This is a genomic window from Janthinobacterium sp. SUN137, assembly GCF_030587265.1.
In the GTDB taxonomy this organism is placed as follows: Bacteria; Pseudomonadota; Gammaproteobacteria; order Burkholderiales; family Burkholderiaceae_D; genus Janthinobacterium; species Janthinobacterium kumbetense.
On record NZ_JAPWHZ010000003.1, the window covers coordinates 808,536 to 828,062 of the forward strand.

A 19,527-nucleotide genomic window follows, 5' to 3' on the forward strand; every position below is an offset into this window, starting at 1 on the left:
GGTTGGCCGCATTCCATAAGTCAATCTGGAAATGCAGCGGCCCGGCGCGGCGCCCGAGGGGCAAGCGCGCTGGAGGGTAAGTACGGCTTATTGCGGATTAAAAAAAGGAGCGGCGGCAACACTTGTGGCGTGCGCGCCACTCCCGGGAACGTCTTACACCTTGCCCTTCCATGGCACGAGGGTACGTTCGAGGTAACGCATCATCAAATCAAACAGGAAAGCAAAGAAGCCGATCACGATAATGCCCATGATCACCACGTCGCTGGCCAGGAACTCGGAAGCGCTGAGCACCATGTAGCCGAGGCCGCGCGTGGCTGCCACCATCTCGCCCGCCACCAGGGTGGTCCAGCCCACGCCGATGCCGATGCGCATGCCGGTGAGGATTTCCGGTATCGCCGCGCGCAAAATCACGTGCACGATCACCTGGAAACGGGTAGCGCCCATCGAGTAAGCCGCATGGATTTGCTCCAGTGAAACAGAGCTGACGCCGGCGCGGGCCGCGATCGCCATCGGCGCGAAGATGGCCAGGAAGATCAGGTAGACCTTCGAGAATTCGCCGATGCCGAACCAGATGATGACCAGTGGCAAGTAAGCAAGCGGCGGCAATGGACGGTAGAACTCGATCAAGGGATCGAAGATGCCCCGCGCCACGCGGTTGACGCCCATCATCACGCCGACGGGAATGGCAAACAGGCAAGCCAGGCCAAAGGCGCCGAACACGCGCACCAGGCTGGCCACCGTGTGTTCCCACAGGGTGGCGCCGCCGAAGCCGGTGGTGGCCGCCATGATGAATTTTTCATACACGGCTTGCGGCGAAGGTAAAAACAAGGGTTTCACCATGCCGCTGGCCGTCACGCCAAACCACAGCAAGAGCACGGCGATGACGGTGACGGTGGCGATGCGGCTGGAATTGCCCTGCCCCGGCGCGCCGAACGCTTCGCCGGGCATGGCGCAGCGGGGGGCGAACAGGCGGCCGAAGAAGCCGGCGCGCTTGGCGGTGGTGGGAGGAAATCCCACGACGGATGGGCTATGCATGGGACACCTCCAGCTCTTTATTGACGGCGCGTTCGTCGCCATAAATGATGTTGAGCACCGTTTCGCGCATCTTGATGAAGTCCGGGCTCGATTTCACGGCGCGCGCATCACGGCACTCGAGGAAGCGCTTGTTGAAATCGAGTTCATACGTGTGCGTGATGCGGCCCGGACGGGGCGACATGACGATCAGCCGGTTCGCCAGGAACAGCGCCTCGTCGACGCTGTGGGTAATGAAGAAGAACATGGTGCTGGACTTGGCCCAGATATCGAGCAGCAACTCCTGGATGGTTTCGCGGGTCAGCGCGTCGAGCGCCGCCATCGGTTCATCCATCAGCAGCATGGCGGGATTGCTGGTCAGGGCCCGGGCGATGCCCACCCTTTGCTGCATGCCGCCCGACAATTGATAAATCATATTGTCGTGAAAGTCCTTCAAGCCGACGAGCGCCAGGTTTTTCGCCGCCTGTTCGCGCCGCACGGCTTTCGGCACGCCTTGCAGCTTCAAGCCGAATTCCACGTTTTCCATCACGTTCAGCCACGGCAGCAAGGCATGTTTCTGGAATACGACGCCACGGTCGGCGCCCGGCCCTTCCACTTTATTGCTGCCCAACATGATCTCGCCCTTGGACGGGGCGATAAAGCCCGCCATCAGGCTCAGCAAGGTGGTCTTGCCGCAGCCCGAGGCGCCCAGCGCTACGACGAAGTCGCCGCTATTGATGGTCAGATTGATATTATTTAAGGCATGCACGCGTTCACCGGCCGTCTTGCCCGGATAAATCACGCTGACATCCTTGACGTAGAGATTTTCCATCGTGTGCCCCGCATAGGTGTAGTCACTTCAGTTCAACGCATTCTGTTCAGTCAGCGCGCCCGCAGGCGCGCCATCGCACAACGTTTACTTCAGCAGGCCGGCGGCCTGTGCATACTTGGGTGTCACATATTTGGCGTAATCGCTTGCCAGGGTGTCGATCTTGCCTTCGCCCTTCAAAAATTGCGCCGTGGCCAGCAAGGCTTGCGCCACGCCGCCCTTCGCGCCGCCACCGAGCCAGGCCGGCGACGCCTGCTCCTGCAGCGAGGGGTAGGCGTACAGGGCCACGGAAGCGGCCACGTCCTTGGCGGCCGCGCCCGAATGCTTGACGTTGGCTTTCACTTGCGGGGAATCGATGGTCCACGCCTTCGGATTGGCGCGGTAGTCGGCGTCGGCAGCGGCCATCACCTTGACGAACTTGGCCATGAAGTCCGCGTTCGCTTCGCCCCAGGCGCGCTCGACGGCCATGCCGTCAAACGTGGCCTTGCCCTTCTTGCTCAGTTCGCCGGAAGTGACGAGCACCTTGCCGTTTTGCTTGAGTTTGCTCAAGGCCGGGTCCCACACGAAGGCCGCGTCGATGTCGCCCCGCTCCCAGGCGGCGGCGATCTGGTTCGGCTGCATGTTCAGCAATTTCACTTCCGTGGGCTTGATGCCCCACGTTTCCAGCGCGAACATGGTGTGGAAGTGCGTGGTGGAAACGAATGGCACGGCGATCTTCTTGCCGCGCAAGTCCGTGGGCTTGCTGATGCCGGCGCCGTTGCGCGCCACCATCGCTTCGGCTTCGTTGATGTCGTCGATGATCCAGAACAGCTGCAGGTCGACGCCGCGGCTGACGGCCGCCGTCAGGGGGCTGGAACCGATGACGCCGATCTGCACGTCGCCGGACGCCATGCCGGTGGCCACCTTGGCGCCCGAATCGAATTTGCGCCAGTTGATTTTATAGCCGGTGGTTTTTTCCACTTCGCCGCTGGCGATGGCCACCAGGAAGGGACCGTTGATTTCCTGGTAGGCAATCGTCACTTCCTTGCCTTGCGCGAAGGCCGTGCCGCTGGAGGCGGCAACGACACCCAGCACCAGGGTGCCGAGGACGGCGCGGCGCATCGTTGAAAATACCGTGTTTTTGCTCGTGTATGTGTTCATGTCTCACTCCAAGTTATTGTTATGTGTGAACGTGCGGGCAATCTCATCCCTTGCGGGAGGCGCCGTTGGTTGCTCTATGTCAACTCATACGGCGGCTTAGTACGGCTACTGCTATTACTATTTAAAACACTTCATCCTTCAGGTGATACCAGCGGTACAGGAAGCGCTGGCCCAGGCGGCGGAACGGGGCGAACGCTTGCGACTCGACCAGTTCCATCATGTTGGGATACGGCAGTTTGGAATTGAAGATCGGCAAGCCCGTGTCGCTGGCCTTGCCCGCGATGCGCTCGGCCATGCGCCGGCCCGCCTGCGCCGAGTACATGACGCCGTTGCCGCCGTAACCGAGCGAATAGAAGATCGATTGCTTCGGGTCCGGTTGCACGATGCGCGGCATCATGTCGTGGCTGACGTCGACCCAGCCCCACCACGAGTAATCGATGCCGATGCCCGTCAGCGCGGGGAACTTGCGGTGCAGATCGTTGATCAAAAACTGTTTGTATTTGTCGTCCGGCGCGTCGGCGCCCGTGATGGCGCTGCGGCTGCCGATCTGCACGCGGTTGTCCGGCATCAAGCGGTAGTAGTGGCGCAAGATGCGCGTATCCGTGATCACCTGATGGGTGCGGAAGTTGCACGCCTCGATTTCCGCCGGGGTCAACGGGCGCGTGACGAGCGAGTTCGACAGGATCGGCAGCAAGCGGTTCTTCACTTGCGGATGCAGATGGGGCGAGGTGTAGCCGCCCGTGGCCACGGCCACGGAACGGGCACGCACCACGCCGCCCGGCGTTTGCAGATAATGCACGCCATTGCGCGTTTCCCAGCCCATTACGGGGCTGGACGGATGCACCTTGGCGCCCAGCGCGCGCGCCTTGCGCAGGTAGCCGAAGGCCAGCTTGCCCGCATGGATGCCGATGCCTTCCGGCTCGTGCAGCGCGCCGGCCGCTTCCTTGTCGTCGACGAATTCGCGCTTGACGGTGTCGGCGTCGAGGATGCGGGCGTCGTACTTGAAGATCTCGCGCATGACCTTGGCTTCTTTTTCCAGCGCAGGCATGGCTTTCGCCTTGTGGGCGATGTACAGGTGGCCGCCCGGCTGCGGGTCGCAATCGATGTCGGCCGTGATCTTCTTGAACGTTTCCATTGCGTCGCACACTTCCGCGTGCAGTTTCAGGGCCGTGTCCAGGCCATAACGGTCTATCCACTGCGAGCGCTTCAGGCGGCCCGTCGTGCACTGGGCCTGGCCGCCGTTGCGCGTGCTGCAGCCCCAGCTGACCCGGTTCGCTTCCAGCACGGTGGCCTTGATGCCGTGTTCCTGGGCCAAAAAAATGGCGCAGGACAGGCCCGTAAAACCCGAGCCGATGATGGCCACGTCGACGTCGATGTCATGCGTGATGGGGCCGTCGTCGGCGGGCGGCTCGCCGGCCGTGCCGATCCAGTAGGTGGGCGCGTAGGCATTGCCATGGCCGGGGCGCTGGGCCACCAGCGGATCGAAGGCGGGGTCGTAGGGCGTGCGGGCGGCGGTGCTGTTGTTGCCCATTACGCCAGGCGGGGTGTCGACAGGTTTGTTCATGGTCATTCCTGGTGAACGTGCTGGCTCAGACTGTGACGACGGGTGGGCGATCCTTGCGGAAAGCATTCTTGACTGCGATCTTGCCGTCGCGGAAAGTGAAGATATCGACCATGCGCGCTTCGATGCGCATGCCGTCCGCCTTGGTGCCGGCAAAGGTCGACTCCGTCACGCCGCGTTCGCCGCTGACGAAATGCACGGGGTTGAGCCAGGCCGCGTCGGGGAAGGTTTGCCAGGCCAGCTCGAAGCCGGCGCGCACGGCGTCGCGGCCGATGAAGCTCTTGCCCAGCAGTTCAGGACCGGCGACGGCGTGGAATTCGCAATCGTCGGCCATGGCGGCCATCAGGGCCTCGATATCGTGGCGGTTCCAGGCATCGCCGAACGCTTGCAGGAAGTCCGTGGTGACGGCGTCAGTGTGCGGTACAGGGTGGTTCATGGTTGTCTCCGTAAATCGTTTTTGATACGCTACGTTCCGTTTTTTGTCTTTTATTGAATTTAAGCCTTAAGCATGGCCTTGTCAAATCAAATAATTCAAAAAACGGGACGCCTTGTATTCTTTAATGAAATTATGATGCTTTCGTGACAATCTGTGAGAATTTGGTCACAGCCCATTCCCACAGGCTGGCTCACTTAATTAAACATAGTCTTTGTACTTGTCCAGGTGGCGGATCGGTTTGCTCAGCGCATCGCGGCGGAACGGGTCGCCCAGCTCACGCGTGCACATGATTTCGATGATGGTGGTCTTGCCTTCATTCATCTGCATATCGATGGCCTTTTTCAGGGCCGGGCCCACGTCTTCCAGCTTGTCGACCGTGATGCCTTCGGCGCCCATGGCCCGTGCGATCTCGGCAAAGCTCTGGTTGTCCAGCTCGCCTGCCACGAAGCGGCGGTTGTAGAAATCCACCTGGTTTTTCTTTTCTGCGCCCCATTGCCGGTTGTGGAACACCACGGCCGTCACGGGAATGTTGTGGCGCACGCACGTCATCGTTTCCATCAAGCTCATGCCCCAGGCGCCGTCGCCTGCATACGACACGGCCGGACGGTGCGGCGCGGCAACCTTGGCGCCGATGATGGTCGGGAAGGCATAGCCGCAGTTGCCAAAGCTCATCGCCGCAAAGAAGCTGCGCGGCTTTTCGAAGCGCAAGTAACTATTGGCCACCGAGTTGATGTTGCCGATGTCGGTCGACACCATCACGTCTTCCGGCATGGCTTTTTCCAGCTCGCGCAAGACCTGGCGCGGGTGCAAGTAATTGCCCGGCTCTTTCTTCTGCTCTTCGATCATGTCCAGGCTGTACGCATCCTTCTCGTGCGTCCAGTTCGTCAATTCCTCTTCCCACGCGGCCTTCTCCGCTTGCACGGTGGCGTAGCGCTCCTCGCGCGTGGCGTCGCAATCGAGCGTCTTGCCATCCAGGCGCGCAATAATCGCTTTCGCGGCCGCCTTGGCGTCGCCGCAGATGCCCACCGAAATCTTTTTGACCAGGCCCAGCATCTTGTTGTCCGCGTCGATCTGGATGATCTTGGCGTTTTTCGGCCAGTAATCCATGCCGTGCTGCGGCAAGGTGCCGAACGGTCCCAGGCGCGAACCGAGGGCCACGACGACGTCGGCCTGGGCGATCAGTTTCATGGCCGCCTTGGACCCCTGGTAGCCGAGCGGGCCGCACCACAACGGATGGCTGGCGGGGAAGGAATCGTTGTGCAGATAGCTGTTGACGACGGGGGCGCCCAGGCGCTCGGCCAGGGCCTTGCACTCTTCGATGGCTTCGCCCATGACGACGCCGCCGCCAGAAATAATCACGGGGAACTTGGCCTTCGCCAGCAATTCCGCCGCATCGTTCAGGCTTTGCTCGCCGCCGGCGCCACGGTCCAGGCGGTTCGGTTTCGGGATTTCCGCCTTGATTTCTCCATAAAAATAGTCGCGCGGAATGTTCAGCTGCGTCGGGCCCATTTCCGACATGGCGCGGTCGAAGCAGCGGCCCGTGAATTCCGCCATGCGGGCGGGATTGGTGACGTGGCCTTGATATTTCGTAAATTCCTCGAACATCGGCAACTGGTTCGCTTCCTGGAAGCCGCCCAGGCCCATGCTCATGGTGCCCGTTTCCGGCGTGATGATCACGACGGGCGTATGCGCCCAGTAGGCGGCGGCGATGGCCGTCACGCAATTGCTGATGCCGGGGCCGTTCTGGCCGATGACCACGCCGTGGCGGCCCGAAACGCGGGCATAGCCGTCGGCCATGTGGCCGGCGCCCTGCTCGTGCACGACGGGAATCAAACGGATGCCGGCGGGCGCGAAGATATCCATCGGGTCCATGAAGGCCGAGCCCATGATGCCGAACATGTCGGTCACGCCATTGGCGGCCAGGGTTTCCACGAACGCTTCGGAAGGCGTCATCTTTTGCGGGCCGGTGGGGATGGCCGCTGCGGCGGCGGCTTTTTGCTCGGTCATGTCATTCATGGGTGTCTCCTGGTCTGTGGTGATGAAGTGCAGCGAATTATCAAATAATTTATCAAAAATCGGTATATTTTGTTCCGAAATTTGATATACAATTCAATTTAAGCGTTCAGCAATCAAAAGTCAAACAGATTTTCAAGGAAACGGTACAATTTGAGTTCGAAAATGAAATAAGCTGACGTCACACTCAGAGCTACCCAACCGAGGCCACCATGGACATGATTTCATCCCCAAAACTTGAGCCGGAAAAACTGGAAGGCGACACGCCCACGATGCGTTTGTTTGCCTTGCTGGAAGTGATTGCCGAAAAAGACCAGTTGCTGTCGCTGCAAGCGCTGGTGGAAGAAACGGGCTTGCCGAAGCCCACCCTGCACCGCATGCTGCAACAGCTGGAAAGCGTGGGCGTGCTGCAGCGCGAAAGCGATGGCCGCCACTACAGCACGGGCGTGCGCCTGCGCCGCCTCGCATCGAACCTACTGATTAACAACACTTTCCATGGCGCCCGCCGCATGGTCTTGCGCCAGCTGGTCGAGGAAGTGGGCGAGAGCTGCAACCTGACGGCCTTCAGCGGCAGCGAAGTCGTGTACCTGGACCGGGTGGAAACGGCGGCCCCGCTGCGCTTCTACCTGCATCCCGGTTCGCGGGTGCCGGCCCACTGCTCGTCCAGCGGCAAGCTGTTCCTGGCGCAAATGACGCCCGTGCAACGGCGCCGCCTGCTGGGTCACATGGAATTGACGCGCTTTACGGACAAGACGGAAACGGACCCCGTCAAGCTGGAACGCGAACTGGAACTGGTGCGCCGCAACGGCTATGCGCTGGACGACGAGGAATTCCTGCCCGGCCTGCTGTGCGTGGCCGTGCTGGTGCCGAACCCGAACGGCCGCTCGAACCTGGCCGTGGCCATCCAGGCGCCCATCATCCGTTTGACGCACGACAAGGCTTTACATTTCTTGCCAGCATTGCAACGCGCGGCGCAAGCCCTGGCCGCCATCGAATCGGAAACCATGCCGACGACGGGCGGGGACGACGACGCATTGCAGGCAGGTAATTCATAACCCCGTAGCGCCCCCGCTGCGGTATCACAGGAGAACAAGGTGCCAGATTCACGCCAACATCCCCCCGCCGCAGCGGCGCAAACCTTGCAGTCCGTGCGCAGCCTGTTCCACATCGACAGCGACCTGCTCGTGCCCGTCTTCACGGAACGCGACCCGCACGTGCCCGACATCGACCCCGCCTACCGCTTCAACAAGGATGTCACCCTGGCGATCCTGGCCGGCTTCACCCACAACCGCCGCGTGATGGTGCAAGGCTTGCACGGAACGGGCAAGTCCACGCATATCGAGCAGGTGGCGGCGCGCCTGAACTGGCCTTGCGTGCGCGTCAACCTCGATGGCCACATCAGCCGCCTGGACCTGGTCGGCAAGGACGCCATCGTGCTGCGCGAACAGCAGCAAGTGACTGAATTCCAGGAAGGCATCGTGCCCTGGTCGCTGCAGCGCCCCGTGGCCCTGATCTTCGACGAGTACGACGCGGGCCGGCCCGACGTGATGTTCGTCATCCAGCGCATCCTCGAGCGCGACGGCAAGTTCACCCTGCTCGACCAGAACCGGGTCATCACGCCGCATCCCCACTTCCGCCTGTTCGCCACGTCGAATACGGTGGGACTCGGCAACCTGAACGGCATGTACCACGGCACGCAGGTACTCAATCACGCGCAGATCGACCGCTGGAACATCGTTGCCACCCTGAACTATTTGCCGCAGGCGGAGGAAGCCGAGATTGTGCTGGCCAGGGTGCCCGCCATGAACGACGAGGCGGGCCGCCAGCTGGCAGCCGCCATGGTGGCCGTGGCCAGCCTGACGCGCCACGGTTATGCGGCGGGCGACCTGGCGTGCCTGATGTCGCCGCGCACGGTGATTACCTGGGCGGAAAATTGCCAGATATTCCGCGACCCGGCGCTGGCCTTCCGCCTGTCCTTCCTCAACAAATGCGATGAGGCCGAGCGCCCCATGGTGGCCGAGTATTACCAGCGCTGTTTCAATGAGGAATTGCTGGCGAGCCAGGCATGAGCACGGAAACGACCGCGCCTGCGCCCTACACGCGCGAGCAGCAGGAAACGGACGAGTTGTGCGCGGGCGCCATCCGCGCGCTGAGCGGCGTTGCCTCCATCCGCTACCGGGGCCGGCGCCTGCACGACGGCCACCGCCCCCTGCCCATCCACTCCGCCCATCTGCAGCCCGATGCCGCGCTGCAGGATTTGCCATCGCTGCGGGGCGCGGCCGACAGCGTGGCCCTGCGCCTGCTGCACACGGATGCGGCCCTGCACAAGTCCTTGTGTCCGGTGGAACCCGTGGCGCGCCTCGTCTTCGAATTGCTGGAACAGCTCAGGGTGGAAACGCTTGCGCCAGATCAACATGCGGGCGTGGCGCACAACCTGCGCCACCGTTTCACGGCCTGGTCACACGCGTTCTACGATTCCGGCCTGGCCGAAGGCGTGTCGGGCTTGCTGCTGTACACGGTGTTCCAAATGTGCTGGTCGCGCCTGACGGCCAGACCCGTGCTGGAAAGGACGGAAGATTTCATCGAGGCCACGCGCTGGTCCGTGTCTTCGCAACTGAGCGGCGACCTGGCGGGCTTGCGCCGCCACCGAACGGACCAGGCGGCCTTTGCGCGCCACGCGCTGGCCATCGCCCACGCCGTCGACGCCATGCTGCAAGACGCGCAGGCGAAGCGCGAAGGCGACCAGGACGACGCCGGCGACGCCAGGGCGCAGGCGGCCTTCAAGCTGCTGCTCGATTTCGACAGCGACAACGACCACCTGCCCGATGCCGCACCGCTGGGCGACAGCCGCACCTTCAGCGATGGCAAGGGCGCCTACAAGGCGTACTCCACGGCATATGACCGCGAAGAAAAAGCGGGCGAACTGGTGCGCCGCGCCCTGTTGCTCGAATACCGCGAACGCATGGATGCGCGCATCGCCAGCCTGGGCATCAACACGGCCCGCCTGGCGCGGCGTTTCACTCAATTGCTGGCCGTGCCGCAACGCGACGGCTGGTCGTTCGGCGAGGAAGAGGGCTATATCGATGGCCGGCGCCTGGCTCAGCTGATCAGTTCGCCGTCCGAACGCCGGCTGTTCCGCAAGGAACAATTCCTGCCGCAAGCCGATTGCCTCGTCACCTTCCTCGTCGATTGTTCCGGCTCCATGAAGACGCATGCGGAATCCGTGGCCGTGCTGCTCGACATTCTGCTGCGCGCGCTGGACCAGGCCGGCATCGCCACGGAGTTGCTGGGCTTTACGACGGGCGCGTGGAACGGGGGACGAGTCAAGCGCGACTGGATGCGCGCCCGTTCGCCCGCCCAGCCGGGCCGCTTGAACGAACTCGTGCACATGGTCTTCAAGGATGGCGATACGAGCTGGCGCCGCGCGCGGCCCGACATCGCGGCCTTGCTGAAAGCGGACCTGTACCGCGAAGGCGTCGATGGCGAAGCCGTGGATTGGGCGTGCACGCGCATGCTGGCGCGCCCGGAACGGCGGCGCATCCTGCTCGTCGTATCCGACGGTTGCCCGATGGATACAGCCACGAACCTGGCCAACGACGAGTTTTATCTGGCGCAACATTTAAAGCAAGTGGTGGCGCGCCGCGAAGCGCAGGGCGCGGTGGAAATCTGCGGGCTGGGATTGGGCCTGGACCTGGGCGCCTACTACAGCCGCAGCCTGGCCACCACCCTGCCCGCCTCGCTGAACAATGAGCTGTTCAGCGAGATCGCGCAGTTGCTCGGTGGACGCAAAAAGTAGTCGCTATGCCGGCGGAAGCGCCAGCAACTGGCGGCGATGCGCGTGCAGGAAGGCTGGCACGGGTGACGCCTGCCGGCCTGTCAGCGCGCGATAGTCATCGCTGACGATGTGCATCGCATCGGTGGCCAGCCAGCGCTCGATGCCTGCCAGCATCTGCGCCATCGGCGCCGGCATGCCGGTGGCGATGAAATGGCGCGCCCGTTCCTCCGCATCGAGATTCACGACCTCGACAGGCTTGCCAGACAGCAAGGCGGCCATGGTGGCCAGCGCCGGCGCATCGGGGGCTGCAGGCCCCGTGATGTCCAAGATGCGGCTGCCAAGATAGCCATCCGATAGCGCCGCAGCCGCCGCATGCGCGCAATCCTCGCGCGCCACGTACGACACATGGCCTGTTCCCATGGCCGTTTGCAGCCGGCCATCCACGGCGGCAGTGCCCAGCACCACCAGCAGCAAATCCTGGTAAAACGCGTTGCGCAAGATCGTATGGGCTATGCCGCTGCCGGCCAGCAGCGCTTCCGTAGCCCGGTGGTCGTCGTTCAGCAGCGAGTGCTTGCCCTCCTGCGGCTGCAGGAACGAGGTGTAGACGATATGCGCCACGCCCGCCTGGCGCGCCGCCTCGATCACGTGCTGGTGCTGCGCCACGCGGCGGCCCGTACCGTCGAGGGTATTCGTGCTGATCAACAACAGGCGCTCGACGCCGTGGAAGGCGCTAGCCAGGCCTTGCGGCTGGTCAAAGTCGCCGCAGCGCACGCCGACGCCCTGCTGTTGCCACGCCGCGTGGCGCCCTGGCGTGCGGGTGATGGCCGTGAGGGCCATGCCGGGCCGGCCGGCGCGATGCCCGATGAGCTCATTGACGACGAGGGACCCCAGTTGGCCGGAGGCGCCGGCGACGGCGAGATGCATTGTTTTCATGTTCTTTTCCTTGTGGCGCACGCAGGCACACCCCGGATGGGGCGGCAACGCGCGACGATGATGTAGGGGAATCAAAGGCGGCCATGCGGCAGCCCGCCCCTTGCGGGGCGAAACTGCGACTGGCTTATAGGAAAGAAGGGGAAACAAGTGTCATGCGCCCAGCATGGCGCGTGGCGCCCGCCCGGTCAAGCGCTTTCGGAGCGCTTGACGGCGGCAGGGCTAGTCGACGCAGTAACGCACGGCATGCGCTTCCATGGGCAGCGGGATTTCCCAGTTCCACAGCATAGACTGCAACTTCTTGTTGCTGAGCGACGTGTCGCGCTGGCCGTTGCGCCGCAGCAGCTCCTTGCGCGGCTGCTCCAGGTACACGAGTTCCACCTGCGCATGGTATTTGTACAGCAGGTTGAGCGTCTTTTCGCGCATCAGTTTGGACAGATGCGTGGCGTTCCACACGAACGGTTCGCCCTTGCGCAGCAGCTCGCGCGCCCGCTCTTCCGCATAGTCGCCCACCTGCCCTTCGTTCTTACCGTGCTTCAAGCCCAAGGCGATGCGCGCATCGTCGAAGGAGACGACGGGCAAGCGCGGATGGTGCTTGTCCACCCACGTATTCTTGCCGGACGCGGGCAAGCCCGACATGACGATCACGTGCGAGCCCGGCTCCTGGAACAGGGAATAATCGGGATGCGCCTCGGCGCCGCGAAAGTATTTGACGCGCGTGTGATCGTCGACAAACACCCTGCGCTGGCCATAGCAGCCCTCCTCGCGCGCCAGTTCGCGGAACAGCTCGATGGCATCTAAAATGCGCTGCGGATCGGGACAGATCCTGCCGCGGATATCGGCCTCGGCCAGCATGGCCAGCAAGCGGATATCGACTTGCCACGACAGTTCGCGCACGGTGAATTCGGGCGTCACGCCGCGCCGCGAAGTTTCCAGCGCAAAGAACGGCACTTGATGGACGTTAATCAGGCGGCAGATTTCCTCGCGCACGGCAAACGGCACGTCCACATCCCACAGGGCGATGCGCGCATCGAGGGCGCCCTTGCGCGAGTGGCCGGGCTGGCCGATGGCGCCCGTGACGGGGTCGATCACGGTGGTGCTGCACTTGGCCACATCGTGCAGCAAGGCGGCCAGGAACACGATTTCCTGCTGTGCCCGCGTGGCTTGCTGGTAGTCGGGCATGGCCAGCAGGGATTCCACCACCATCATCGTATGCGTCCACACATCGCCTTCCGCGTGGTACACGGGGTTTTGCGGCGTCGTCTTCGCCAGCTCCAGCTGCGGGAAGGCGGCCAGGCAGGCGTTGAAATCGGGCGACTGGCCCGCTGGCGGCACCAGTTGTTGTAACTGTTTCCAGTTCATCTAGTACTCCTTGAAAATGTTGCCAGTTCGTCCAGCGACTGGCAGGTGTGCAAGCCCAGGCTCTCCCAAGTCACCAGCGGCTGCGGCGCGTACAGGTCGACGCCCTCGGCCAGCAGATTCGGGATCAATGGACGCGTGCTGTGGTGCGAGCCGCTGTCGAGGATGGTTTGCGTAAAGTCATGCCGCACCAGCTTGTAGCGGGCCAGCACCTGCTCGTCGTCTTCCACTTTCAGGTACAAGCCTTCCGCATGGTCGGACTTGTCCGTCTGCTTCCAGCACAGGTCCAGCGGCAGGCGTTCGCGCGCCACCACGCCTTCGAAAGCGTCGCGCCACAGGCGGGACTTGGCCAGCGAATGGCGCAGCAGCTGCCACAGCTGTTTCGGCGACGCGGGCATCTTGCCCGCATACAGCACGGGGACGGACAGCACGGGCGAACCGGCCAGCATGGCGTGGCGGCGCGCCGTCGACAAAAACATCTGCGTGCGGCGGCAATACACGTCGAACTCGTTGAAGTAATGGGGCAAGCGGTCGTAAAACACGGAATGCTTGCTGTAAGACCATTCGCCAAACAGCACAAATTGATCTTCCAGCAGGTGCAGCAAGGCGTGTTCATGCGCATGCGCCCACGGTTTCAACAGGTTGAACTGGCGTTCGCTGCCGCCGCCCGCCAGGTAGTGGCCGCGCGACTGCAGCAGCACCTCGCCCGCGTCGCTGAACGACACGGCGGAGTTGGCGCCATCGATTTTTTCCTCGATGACGACGTACTGGCCGGCCAGCTTTTTCAGGGGCATCTGGTCGGAACTGTCGTCGCCATCCTGCAGGCGCGAACCTTCCAGGTGCGGCGTGCGCGGGTATTTAAATAAGGGCAAAGATTGTAAAAACATAGCGTCCCACGCCGCGTTCACCGGGGCGTGTCCATACAGGGTCAGGGGTGCTGACGACGTGTTCGGGCGTGGACGATCAGGACGGTGGTCCTGGATACGTGTGCGGAGAGAGCAAAAACAGTGCCGCAGCAATCGGGGGCATCAACGCGCCGAACGATGCTGCAGAGAGCATTTCGTCAGCGTTAGCAGGTGATGGCGAAGAAGCGAGGCACTTTTGGCTCCAATAAGGAAGAGGTTCGAGAAAGAACCGCGAATATAAAGGCTGTTTGATTATTTTGCAAGTGGCGCTGCGTATCGTGCGCACTCTTGTGTGCACTGTCGGGGCCGGCGGCTTTGCAAGCGGCACAAAGTTTGCTAAGCTGGCGGCACTTCCTGTCGCTGCTGCGTGGAAAACAAACATGGCCCTTGCAAAAGGGCCGTGCATTCGTTATTTCCGGAGCAGAATCGTGTTTCCCCTATCCAGATTACAAAAAGCCCTGCGCCGCCAGGGCATCGCTGTCGCCTATGCCGACGGCATTTATACACTCAGCAATCCGCACGCCCAGGCGTCCGTGCTGCTGCCCCACAACTTTCCCCTCGAGGAAAAAGCCGTGCGCCAGCTGATGGAGTTTGCCGCCGTCGCCGTGCCCGGCCAGGATGGCCATGTGTGCAAAGCGTGCGCCACGCCCGACTTTCACCCGGGCAGCATCGCCCCCGTGGGCAGCATCGTTGCCACCAGCCCCGACATGGTGATCCCCGCCATCCCCGGCACGGACATCGCCTGCGGCATGCGCCTGATCACGACGGGTTTGACCCTGGCGCAGTTCGAGGCGCGCAAGCCGCAGCTGCTCGCCAAGCTCAAACATGTGCTGCTGGAAGACGGCCGCAACGTGCCGCTGCGCTCGAAAGCGTTTGCCGCCCTGTTCGACGTGGGGCCGGAAGCGTTCATCGACAGCCTGCACAATGATGGCTTGTGGCCACGCGTCGACAAGCAGCGCCTGTTGCGCGAGCTCGACGATTGCATCGCCTTGCGCGAACTGGGCGGGGGCTTGCGCCATGCGCCCGAAGCGCTGGTGGGCACGCGCGAAGTGATACGCGATCCCAGCCTGGGCACCACGGGATCGGGCAACCACTTCGTGGAAATCCAGCTGGTCGATGCCGTCATGGACCGCCATGCCGCGTACCGGCACGGACTGGTGCCCGGCGAAGTGGTCGTCATGATCCACAGCGGCAGCCGCGACGTGGGCTTTTTTGTCGGCAGCCGCTGGATGGACCGCGCCAAAGAAGCGTGGCCGGCAGGCGTGCGCCACCCGAAGTCCGGCCTGTACGGCTTGACGGGCGAACTGGCCGGCGAATACATGGACGCCATGGGCGTGGCGTCGCGCTATGCCTGGGTCAACCGCATGGTATTGGCCGAGCTGGTGCGCGACAGCCTGGCGCAGGTGTTTGCGCAGGATCAATCCCGCCTGGTGGTGGACGTGCCGCACAACGTCATCCTGCGCGAGCACGGCATGAACATCCACCGCAAGGGCGCCACGCCCGCGCGCGAAGGCGACTTGGCGCTGATCCCCGGTTCCATGGGCGATTATTCCTATGTGGCCACGGGCATGGGCAATCCCGACTGGCTGTGGTCGTGCTCGCACGGCGCGGGACGCAGCATCCGCCGCCAGGCCATGCGCGCCATGCGGCCCACGGTGGGCGGCGACGAAATGGCGTTCCAGTGCGTGACTTTGCGCGAAGAGCGCCGCGTCGAGGAAGCGCCGAGGGCGTATAAAAAGATCGGTCCCGTCATCGCCGCGCAGGAGGAAGCGGGCTTGCTGCAATCGGTGGCCCGCCTGAAACCTTTATTGACGTTCAAGGCCTAGGCCAGCAATTGCGGCACGGCCGCCGCCATCAGCGAAATGCCGATGGCGGTCAGCACGGCGAACGCGATGCGGCGCATGCCGCGCTGGGCGATCGGTGGCGGATAGCGCTTGCCGGCCATCGTGGCCAGCACGCCCACGGGCAAGGCCAGCGTGCACAGCAGCAAGACTTTCGCATCGAGCTGGCCCTGGCTGCCCGCCATCAGCGAGCGCCCGCCCGCGCTGATGGCGAACAGGAAGATCAGGCTGTAGCGGATGGTGGTCAGACTCATTTCCTGGCGATAAAACTGGTACACGAGCGGCGGTCCCGCCAGCGAAAACAGGCCCGAGAACAGGCCGCCGCACACGCCGCTGATGAAAAAGCTGCGCTTGTCGGCCGCGCCCGGTCCCGGCGGCGCCTGCAGCAGGATGCTGACGCCGCCATACACGATGGCCGCGCCCAGCAAGAGTCTCAGGATGGGCGCATACGCCTGGTCCAGGTATCCCAATAGCAAGACACCGGCCGCCATGGCCGGCAGCAAGCCGATGCTGGCGGCGCGGATGGCGCGCCAGTCCAGGTGGTGCAAGGCGCCCGGCAAGGCCACGAGGCAATTGGCCAGGGACAACAAACTGACGAGGGCCGCCAGCGCGGGCACGGACGCCAGGCCCAGGCCGCTGGCCACGCCCATGACGATCATGCCCAGTCCGAAACCCGTGACGGTCTGGAAATACGTGCCCGCCGCCACCACGCCCAGCAGCGCCAGCACGGGCAGGCTGAACAACTCAGCGCCCACCCTGGGCCTGCACGGACGTGACGGCAATCACGTTATACACGTCGTCGGCGCAGCAACCGCGCGACAAGTCGTTGGCCGGTTTGTTCAAGCCTTGCAGCAAGGGGCCGATGGCGACGGCGCCGCCCATGCGTTCGGCCAATTTATAGCCGATATTGCCCGCGTCCAGATTCGGGAACACCAGCACGTTCGCGCGGCCGTTGACGACGGAATCCTTGACTTTTCTTTGCGAAATCTCGGCCACGATGGCCGCATCGAGCTGCACGTCGCCATCGATGGCCAGCAGCGGACGCTGGGCCTTGACCCGGTCCGTGGCCGCATGCACCTTGTCGACGGCCGCGTGGTGGGCGCTGCCGCTGGTGGAAAACGACAGCATGGCCACGCGTGGTTCTTCCATCAGCAGGGCTTGCGCGCTGTCGGCGGCAGCCATGGCGATGTCGGCCAATTCCTCCGCCTTCGGGTCGACGACGAGGGCGCAGTCGGAAAAGATGAAACCGCCCTTCAGGCTGTGGAACGGCTCGCACAGCATCATCAGGAAAAAGCTCGACACGAGCTTGAAGGCCGGGTCGATGCCGATGATCTGGATGGCGCTGCGCACCACGTCGGCCGTCGTGTGCACCGCGCCCGCCACGCAACCGTCCGCGTCGCCCAGGCGCACCATCAGGTTGGCGTAACACAAGGGGTCTTGCACGGCGATCCTCGCCTGCTCCACCGTCATGCCCTTGGCTTGACGCAGCACAAACAATTGCTGGGCATAGTGTTCCGACTCGTCGGACGTTTCCGGGTCGACCAGGCGCACGGCATCCAGGTCCAGCGCCTGTTCGCGCGCCAGGGCCAGGATGGCGGCCGGCTTGCCGACGATGGTGATGTGCGCCAGGCCGTCGCTGGCCGCACGCGCGGCCGCCTGCAGCACGCGCACGTCGCCGCCCTCGCACAAGACGATGTTTTTCGGCACGGCGCGGGCTTGCGCGATGATGCGGTGCAGGGCTTTCATGGCGACTCCAATTCGGTAAAAAAATGCCGGAACCACGCAAGCATGAAGCATGAGATATGAAACATGATTCCGGCACATAAAACCCGGCGCGATTACCGGGGTCATACAAGGATCGGGCAGACTGATTACACGTAGTCTTTGTACTTGTCCAGGTGGCGGATCGGCTTGCTCAGCGCATCGCGGCGGAACGGGTCGCCCAGCTCGCGCGTGCACATGATTTCAATGATGGTGGTCTTGCCTTCATTCATCTGCATGTCGATGGCCTTTTTCAGGGCCGGGCCCACGTCTTCCAGCTTGTCGACCGTGATGCCTTCGGCGCCCATGGCCCGCGCAATCTCGGCAAAGCTCTGGTTGTCGAGTTCCCCGGCGACGAAGCGGCGGTTGTAGAAATCCACCTGGTTTTTCTTTTCTGCGCCCCATTGGCGGTTGTGGAACACCACGGCCGTCACGGGAATGTTGTGGCGCACGCACGTCATCGTTTCCATCAAGCTCATGCCCCATGCGCCGTCGCCTGCATACGACACGGCCGGACGGTGCGGTGCGGCAACCTTGGCGCCGATGATGGTCGGGAAGGCATAACCGCAATTGCCAAAGCTCATCGCCGCAAAGAAGCTGCGCGGCTTTTCAAAGCGCAAGTAACTATTGGCCACCGAGTTGATGTTGCCGATGTCGGTCGACACCATCACGTCTTCCGGCATGGCTTTTTCCAGCTCGCGCAAGACCTGACGCGGGTGCAGGTAGTTGCCCGGCTCTTTCTTTTGCTCTTCGATCATGTCCAGGCTGTACGCATCTTTCTCATGCGTCCAGTTGGTCAGCTCCTCTTCCCACGCGGCCTTCTCCGCTTGCACGGTGGCATAGCGTGCGTCGCGCGTGGCGTCGCAGTCCAGCGTCTTGCCATCCAGGCGGGCAATAATCGCTTTCGCGGCCGCCTTGGCGTCGCCGCAGATGCCCACCGAAATCTTTTTCACCAGCCCCAGCATCTTGTTGTCGGCGTCGATCTGGATGATCTTGGCGTTTTTCGGCCAGTAATCCATGCCGTGCTGCGGCAAGGTGCCGAACGGTCCCAGGCGCGAACCGAGGGCCACGACGACGTCGGCCTGGGCGATCAGTTTCATCGCCGCCTTGGAACCCTGGTAGCCGAGCGGGCCGCACCACAGCGGGTGGCTGGCGGGGAACGAGTCATTGTGCAGATAGCTGTTGACGACGGGTGCGCCCAGGCGCTCGGCCAGGGCCTTGCACTCTTCGATGGCTTCGCCCATGACGACGCCGCCGCCCGAGATGATCACAGGGAACTTGGCCTTCGCCAGCAGTTCCGCCGCATCGTTCAGGCTTTGCTCGCCGCCGGCGCCGCGGTCCAGGCGGTTCGGTTTCGGGATTTCTGCCTTGATTTCGCCATAGAAATAGTCACGCGGGATGTTCAATTGCGTCGGACCCATTTCCGACATGGCGCGGTCGAAGCAGCGGCCCGTGAATTCGGCCATGCGGGCGGGATTGGTGACGTGGCCTTGATATTTCGTAAATTCCTCGAACATCGGCAACTGGTTCGCTTCCTGGAAGCCGCCCAGGCCCATGCTCATCGTGCCCGTCTCGGGCGTGATGATGACGACGGGCGTGTGCGCCCAGTAGGCGGCGGCGATGGCGGTCACGCAATTGCTGATGCCGGGGCCGTTCTGGCCGATGACGACGCCGTGGCGGCCCGAAACGCGCGCATAGCCGTCGGCCATGTGGCCGGCGCCCTGCTCGTGCACGACGGGGATCAGGCGGATGCCGGCGGGGGCAAAGATATCCATCGGATCCATGAAGGCCGAGCCCATGATGCCGAACATGTCGGTCACGCCATTGGCGGCCAGGGTTTCCACGAACGCTTCGGAAGGCGTCATCTTTTGCGGGCCTACAGGTATCGCTGCGGCGGCGGCTTTTTGGTCGGACAAATCGGTCATGGCTCAGTCTCCTTACGGTTTTATGAAAAATCGGTATATTT

16 protein-coding genes are annotated in these 19,527 nt (G+C 63.1%); 4 read left to right on the forward strand and 12 right to left on the reverse strand.

Annotated elements, in window-relative coordinates; all coding sequences use genetic code 11:
- Positions 1–153: 153 nt before the first annotated feature.
- From O3298_RS18550 to xsc (O3298_RS18575), 6 genes are all read right to left on the reverse strand, one after another.
- Positions 154–948 carry an ABC transporter permease subunit gene (locus O3298_RS18550; RefSeq protein WP_058049276.1) on the reverse strand — a complete coding sequence of 265 codons (795 nt, stop codon included), beginning with the start codon at positions 946–948 and terminating at the stop codon, positions 154–156.
- A 79-nt stretch (positions 949–1,027) separates the two neighbouring features.
- Positions 1,028–1,843 carry a taurine ABC transporter ATP-binding protein gene (locus tag O3298_RS18555; RefSeq protein WP_071324509.1) on the reverse strand — a complete coding sequence of 272 codons (816 nt, stop codon included), beginning with the start codon at positions 1,841–1,843 and terminating at the stop codon, positions 1,028–1,030.
- Between the two features lie 84 nt (positions 1,844–1,927).
- The gene (tauA, locus tag O3298_RS18560; protein ID WP_369811605.1) at positions 1,928–2,980 is read right to left on the reverse strand and encodes a taurine ABC transporter substrate-binding protein; all 1,053 of its coding nucleotides are present in this window, start codon (positions 2,978–2,980) and stop codon (positions 1,928–1,930) included.
- A 121-nt stretch (positions 2,981–3,101) separates the two neighbouring features.
- Entirely contained in the window at positions 3,102–4,511 is a 1,410-nt protein-coding gene (locus O3298_RS18565; protein ID WP_217495227.1) for an FAD-binding oxidoreductase, read from the reverse strand.
- 58 nt (positions 4,512–4,569) lie between these two features.
- Entirely contained in the window at positions 4,570–4,977 is a 408-nt protein-coding gene (locus O3298_RS18570) for a nuclear transport factor 2 family protein (RefSeq protein WP_305060222.1), read from the reverse strand.
- A 198-nt stretch (positions 4,978–5,175) separates the two neighbouring features.
- Positions 5,176–6,984 carry a sulfoacetaldehyde acetyltransferase gene (xsc, locus tag O3298_RS18575; protein ID WP_249153524.1) on the reverse strand — a complete coding sequence of 603 codons (1,809 nt, stop codon included), beginning with the start codon at positions 6,982–6,984 and terminating at the stop codon, positions 5,176–5,178.
- 224 nt (positions 6,985–7,208) lie between these two features.
- On the opposite strand from xsc (O3298_RS18575), the gene O3298_RS18580 reads away from it, so the two are divergent.
- The 3 genes from O3298_RS18580 to O3298_RS18590 are packed head-to-tail and all read left to right on the forward strand — an operon-like array spanning position 7,209 to position 10,786.
- Positions 7,209–8,045 carry an IclR family transcriptional regulator gene (locus tag O3298_RS18580; RefSeq protein WP_369811606.1) on the forward strand — a complete coding sequence of 279 codons (837 nt, stop codon included), beginning with the start codon at positions 7,209–7,211 and terminating at the stop codon, positions 8,043–8,045.
- Positions 8,046–8,084: 39 nt separating this feature from the next.
- The gene (locus O3298_RS18585) at positions 8,085–9,059 is read left to right on the forward strand and encodes an AAA family ATPase (RefSeq protein ID WP_289911903.1); all 975 of its coding nucleotides are present in this window, start codon (positions 8,085–8,087) and stop codon (positions 9,057–9,059) included.
- Positions 9,056–10,786 carry a cobalt chelatase gene (locus tag O3298_RS18590; protein ID WP_305060223.1) on the forward strand — a complete coding sequence of 577 codons (1,731 nt, stop codon included), beginning with the start codon at positions 9,056–9,058 and terminating at the stop codon, positions 10,784–10,786. Before O3298_RS18585 ends, O3298_RS18590 begins: the two co-directional genes overlap by 4 nt.
- 3 nt (positions 10,787–10,789) lie before the next feature.
- Here O3298_RS18590 and O3298_RS18595 read toward each other — a convergent pair whose 3' ends face one another.
- The 3 genes from O3298_RS18595 to O3298_RS18605 form a co-directional block, all read right to left on the reverse strand.
- Positions 10,790–11,698, reverse strand: coding sequence for an NAD(P)H-binding protein (locus O3298_RS18595; protein WP_305060224.1), 909 nt, complete (start codon positions 11,696–11,698; stop codon positions 10,790–10,792).
- A 219-nt stretch (positions 11,699–11,917) separates the two neighbouring features.
- Positions 11,918–13,057 carry an AAA family ATPase gene (locus O3298_RS18600; protein ID WP_305057832.1) on the reverse strand — a complete coding sequence of 380 codons (1,140 nt, stop codon included), beginning with the start codon at positions 13,055–13,057 and terminating at the stop codon, positions 11,918–11,920.
- Positions 13,054–13,941 carry an RNA ligase family protein gene (locus tag O3298_RS18605; RefSeq protein ID WP_305060225.1) on the reverse strand — a complete coding sequence of 296 codons (888 nt, stop codon included), beginning with the start codon at positions 13,939–13,941 and terminating at the stop codon, positions 13,054–13,056. Before O3298_RS18605 ends, O3298_RS18600 begins: the two co-directional genes overlap by 4 nt.
- A gap of 446 nt (positions 13,942–14,387) precedes the next feature.
- Between O3298_RS18605 and O3298_RS18610 the strand changes: the two genes are divergently transcribed.
- Positions 14,388–15,785 carry an RtcB family protein gene (locus O3298_RS18610; protein WP_305060226.1) on the forward strand — a complete coding sequence of 466 codons (1,398 nt, stop codon included), beginning with the start codon at positions 14,388–14,390 and terminating at the stop codon, positions 15,783–15,785.
- Here O3298_RS18610 and O3298_RS18615 read toward each other — a convergent pair.
- The 3 genes from O3298_RS18615 to xsc (O3298_RS18625) form a co-directional block, all read right to left on the reverse strand.
- Positions 15,782–16,543: a sulfite exporter TauE/SafE family protein gene (locus O3298_RS18615; RefSeq protein ID WP_257218679.1), complete on the reverse strand. Its 762-nt coding sequence runs from the start codon at positions 16,541–16,543 to the stop codon at positions 15,782–15,784. The genes O3298_RS18610 and O3298_RS18615 overlap by 4 nt on opposite strands.
- Before the next feature lies 1 nt (position 16,544).
- Complete coding sequence (pta, locus tag O3298_RS18620; RefSeq protein ID WP_305060227.1) at positions 16,545–17,546, reverse strand: phosphate acetyltransferase; 1,002 nt, start codon at positions 17,544–17,546, stop codon at positions 16,545–16,547.
- A 125-nt stretch (positions 17,547–17,671) separates the two neighbouring features.
- A complete protein-coding gene (xsc, locus tag O3298_RS18625) occupies positions 17,672–19,486 on the reverse strand; it encodes a sulfoacetaldehyde acetyltransferase (RefSeq protein WP_305060228.1) in 1,815 nt (604 codons plus the stop codon).
- Positions 19,487–19,527 lie beyond the last annotated feature (41 nt).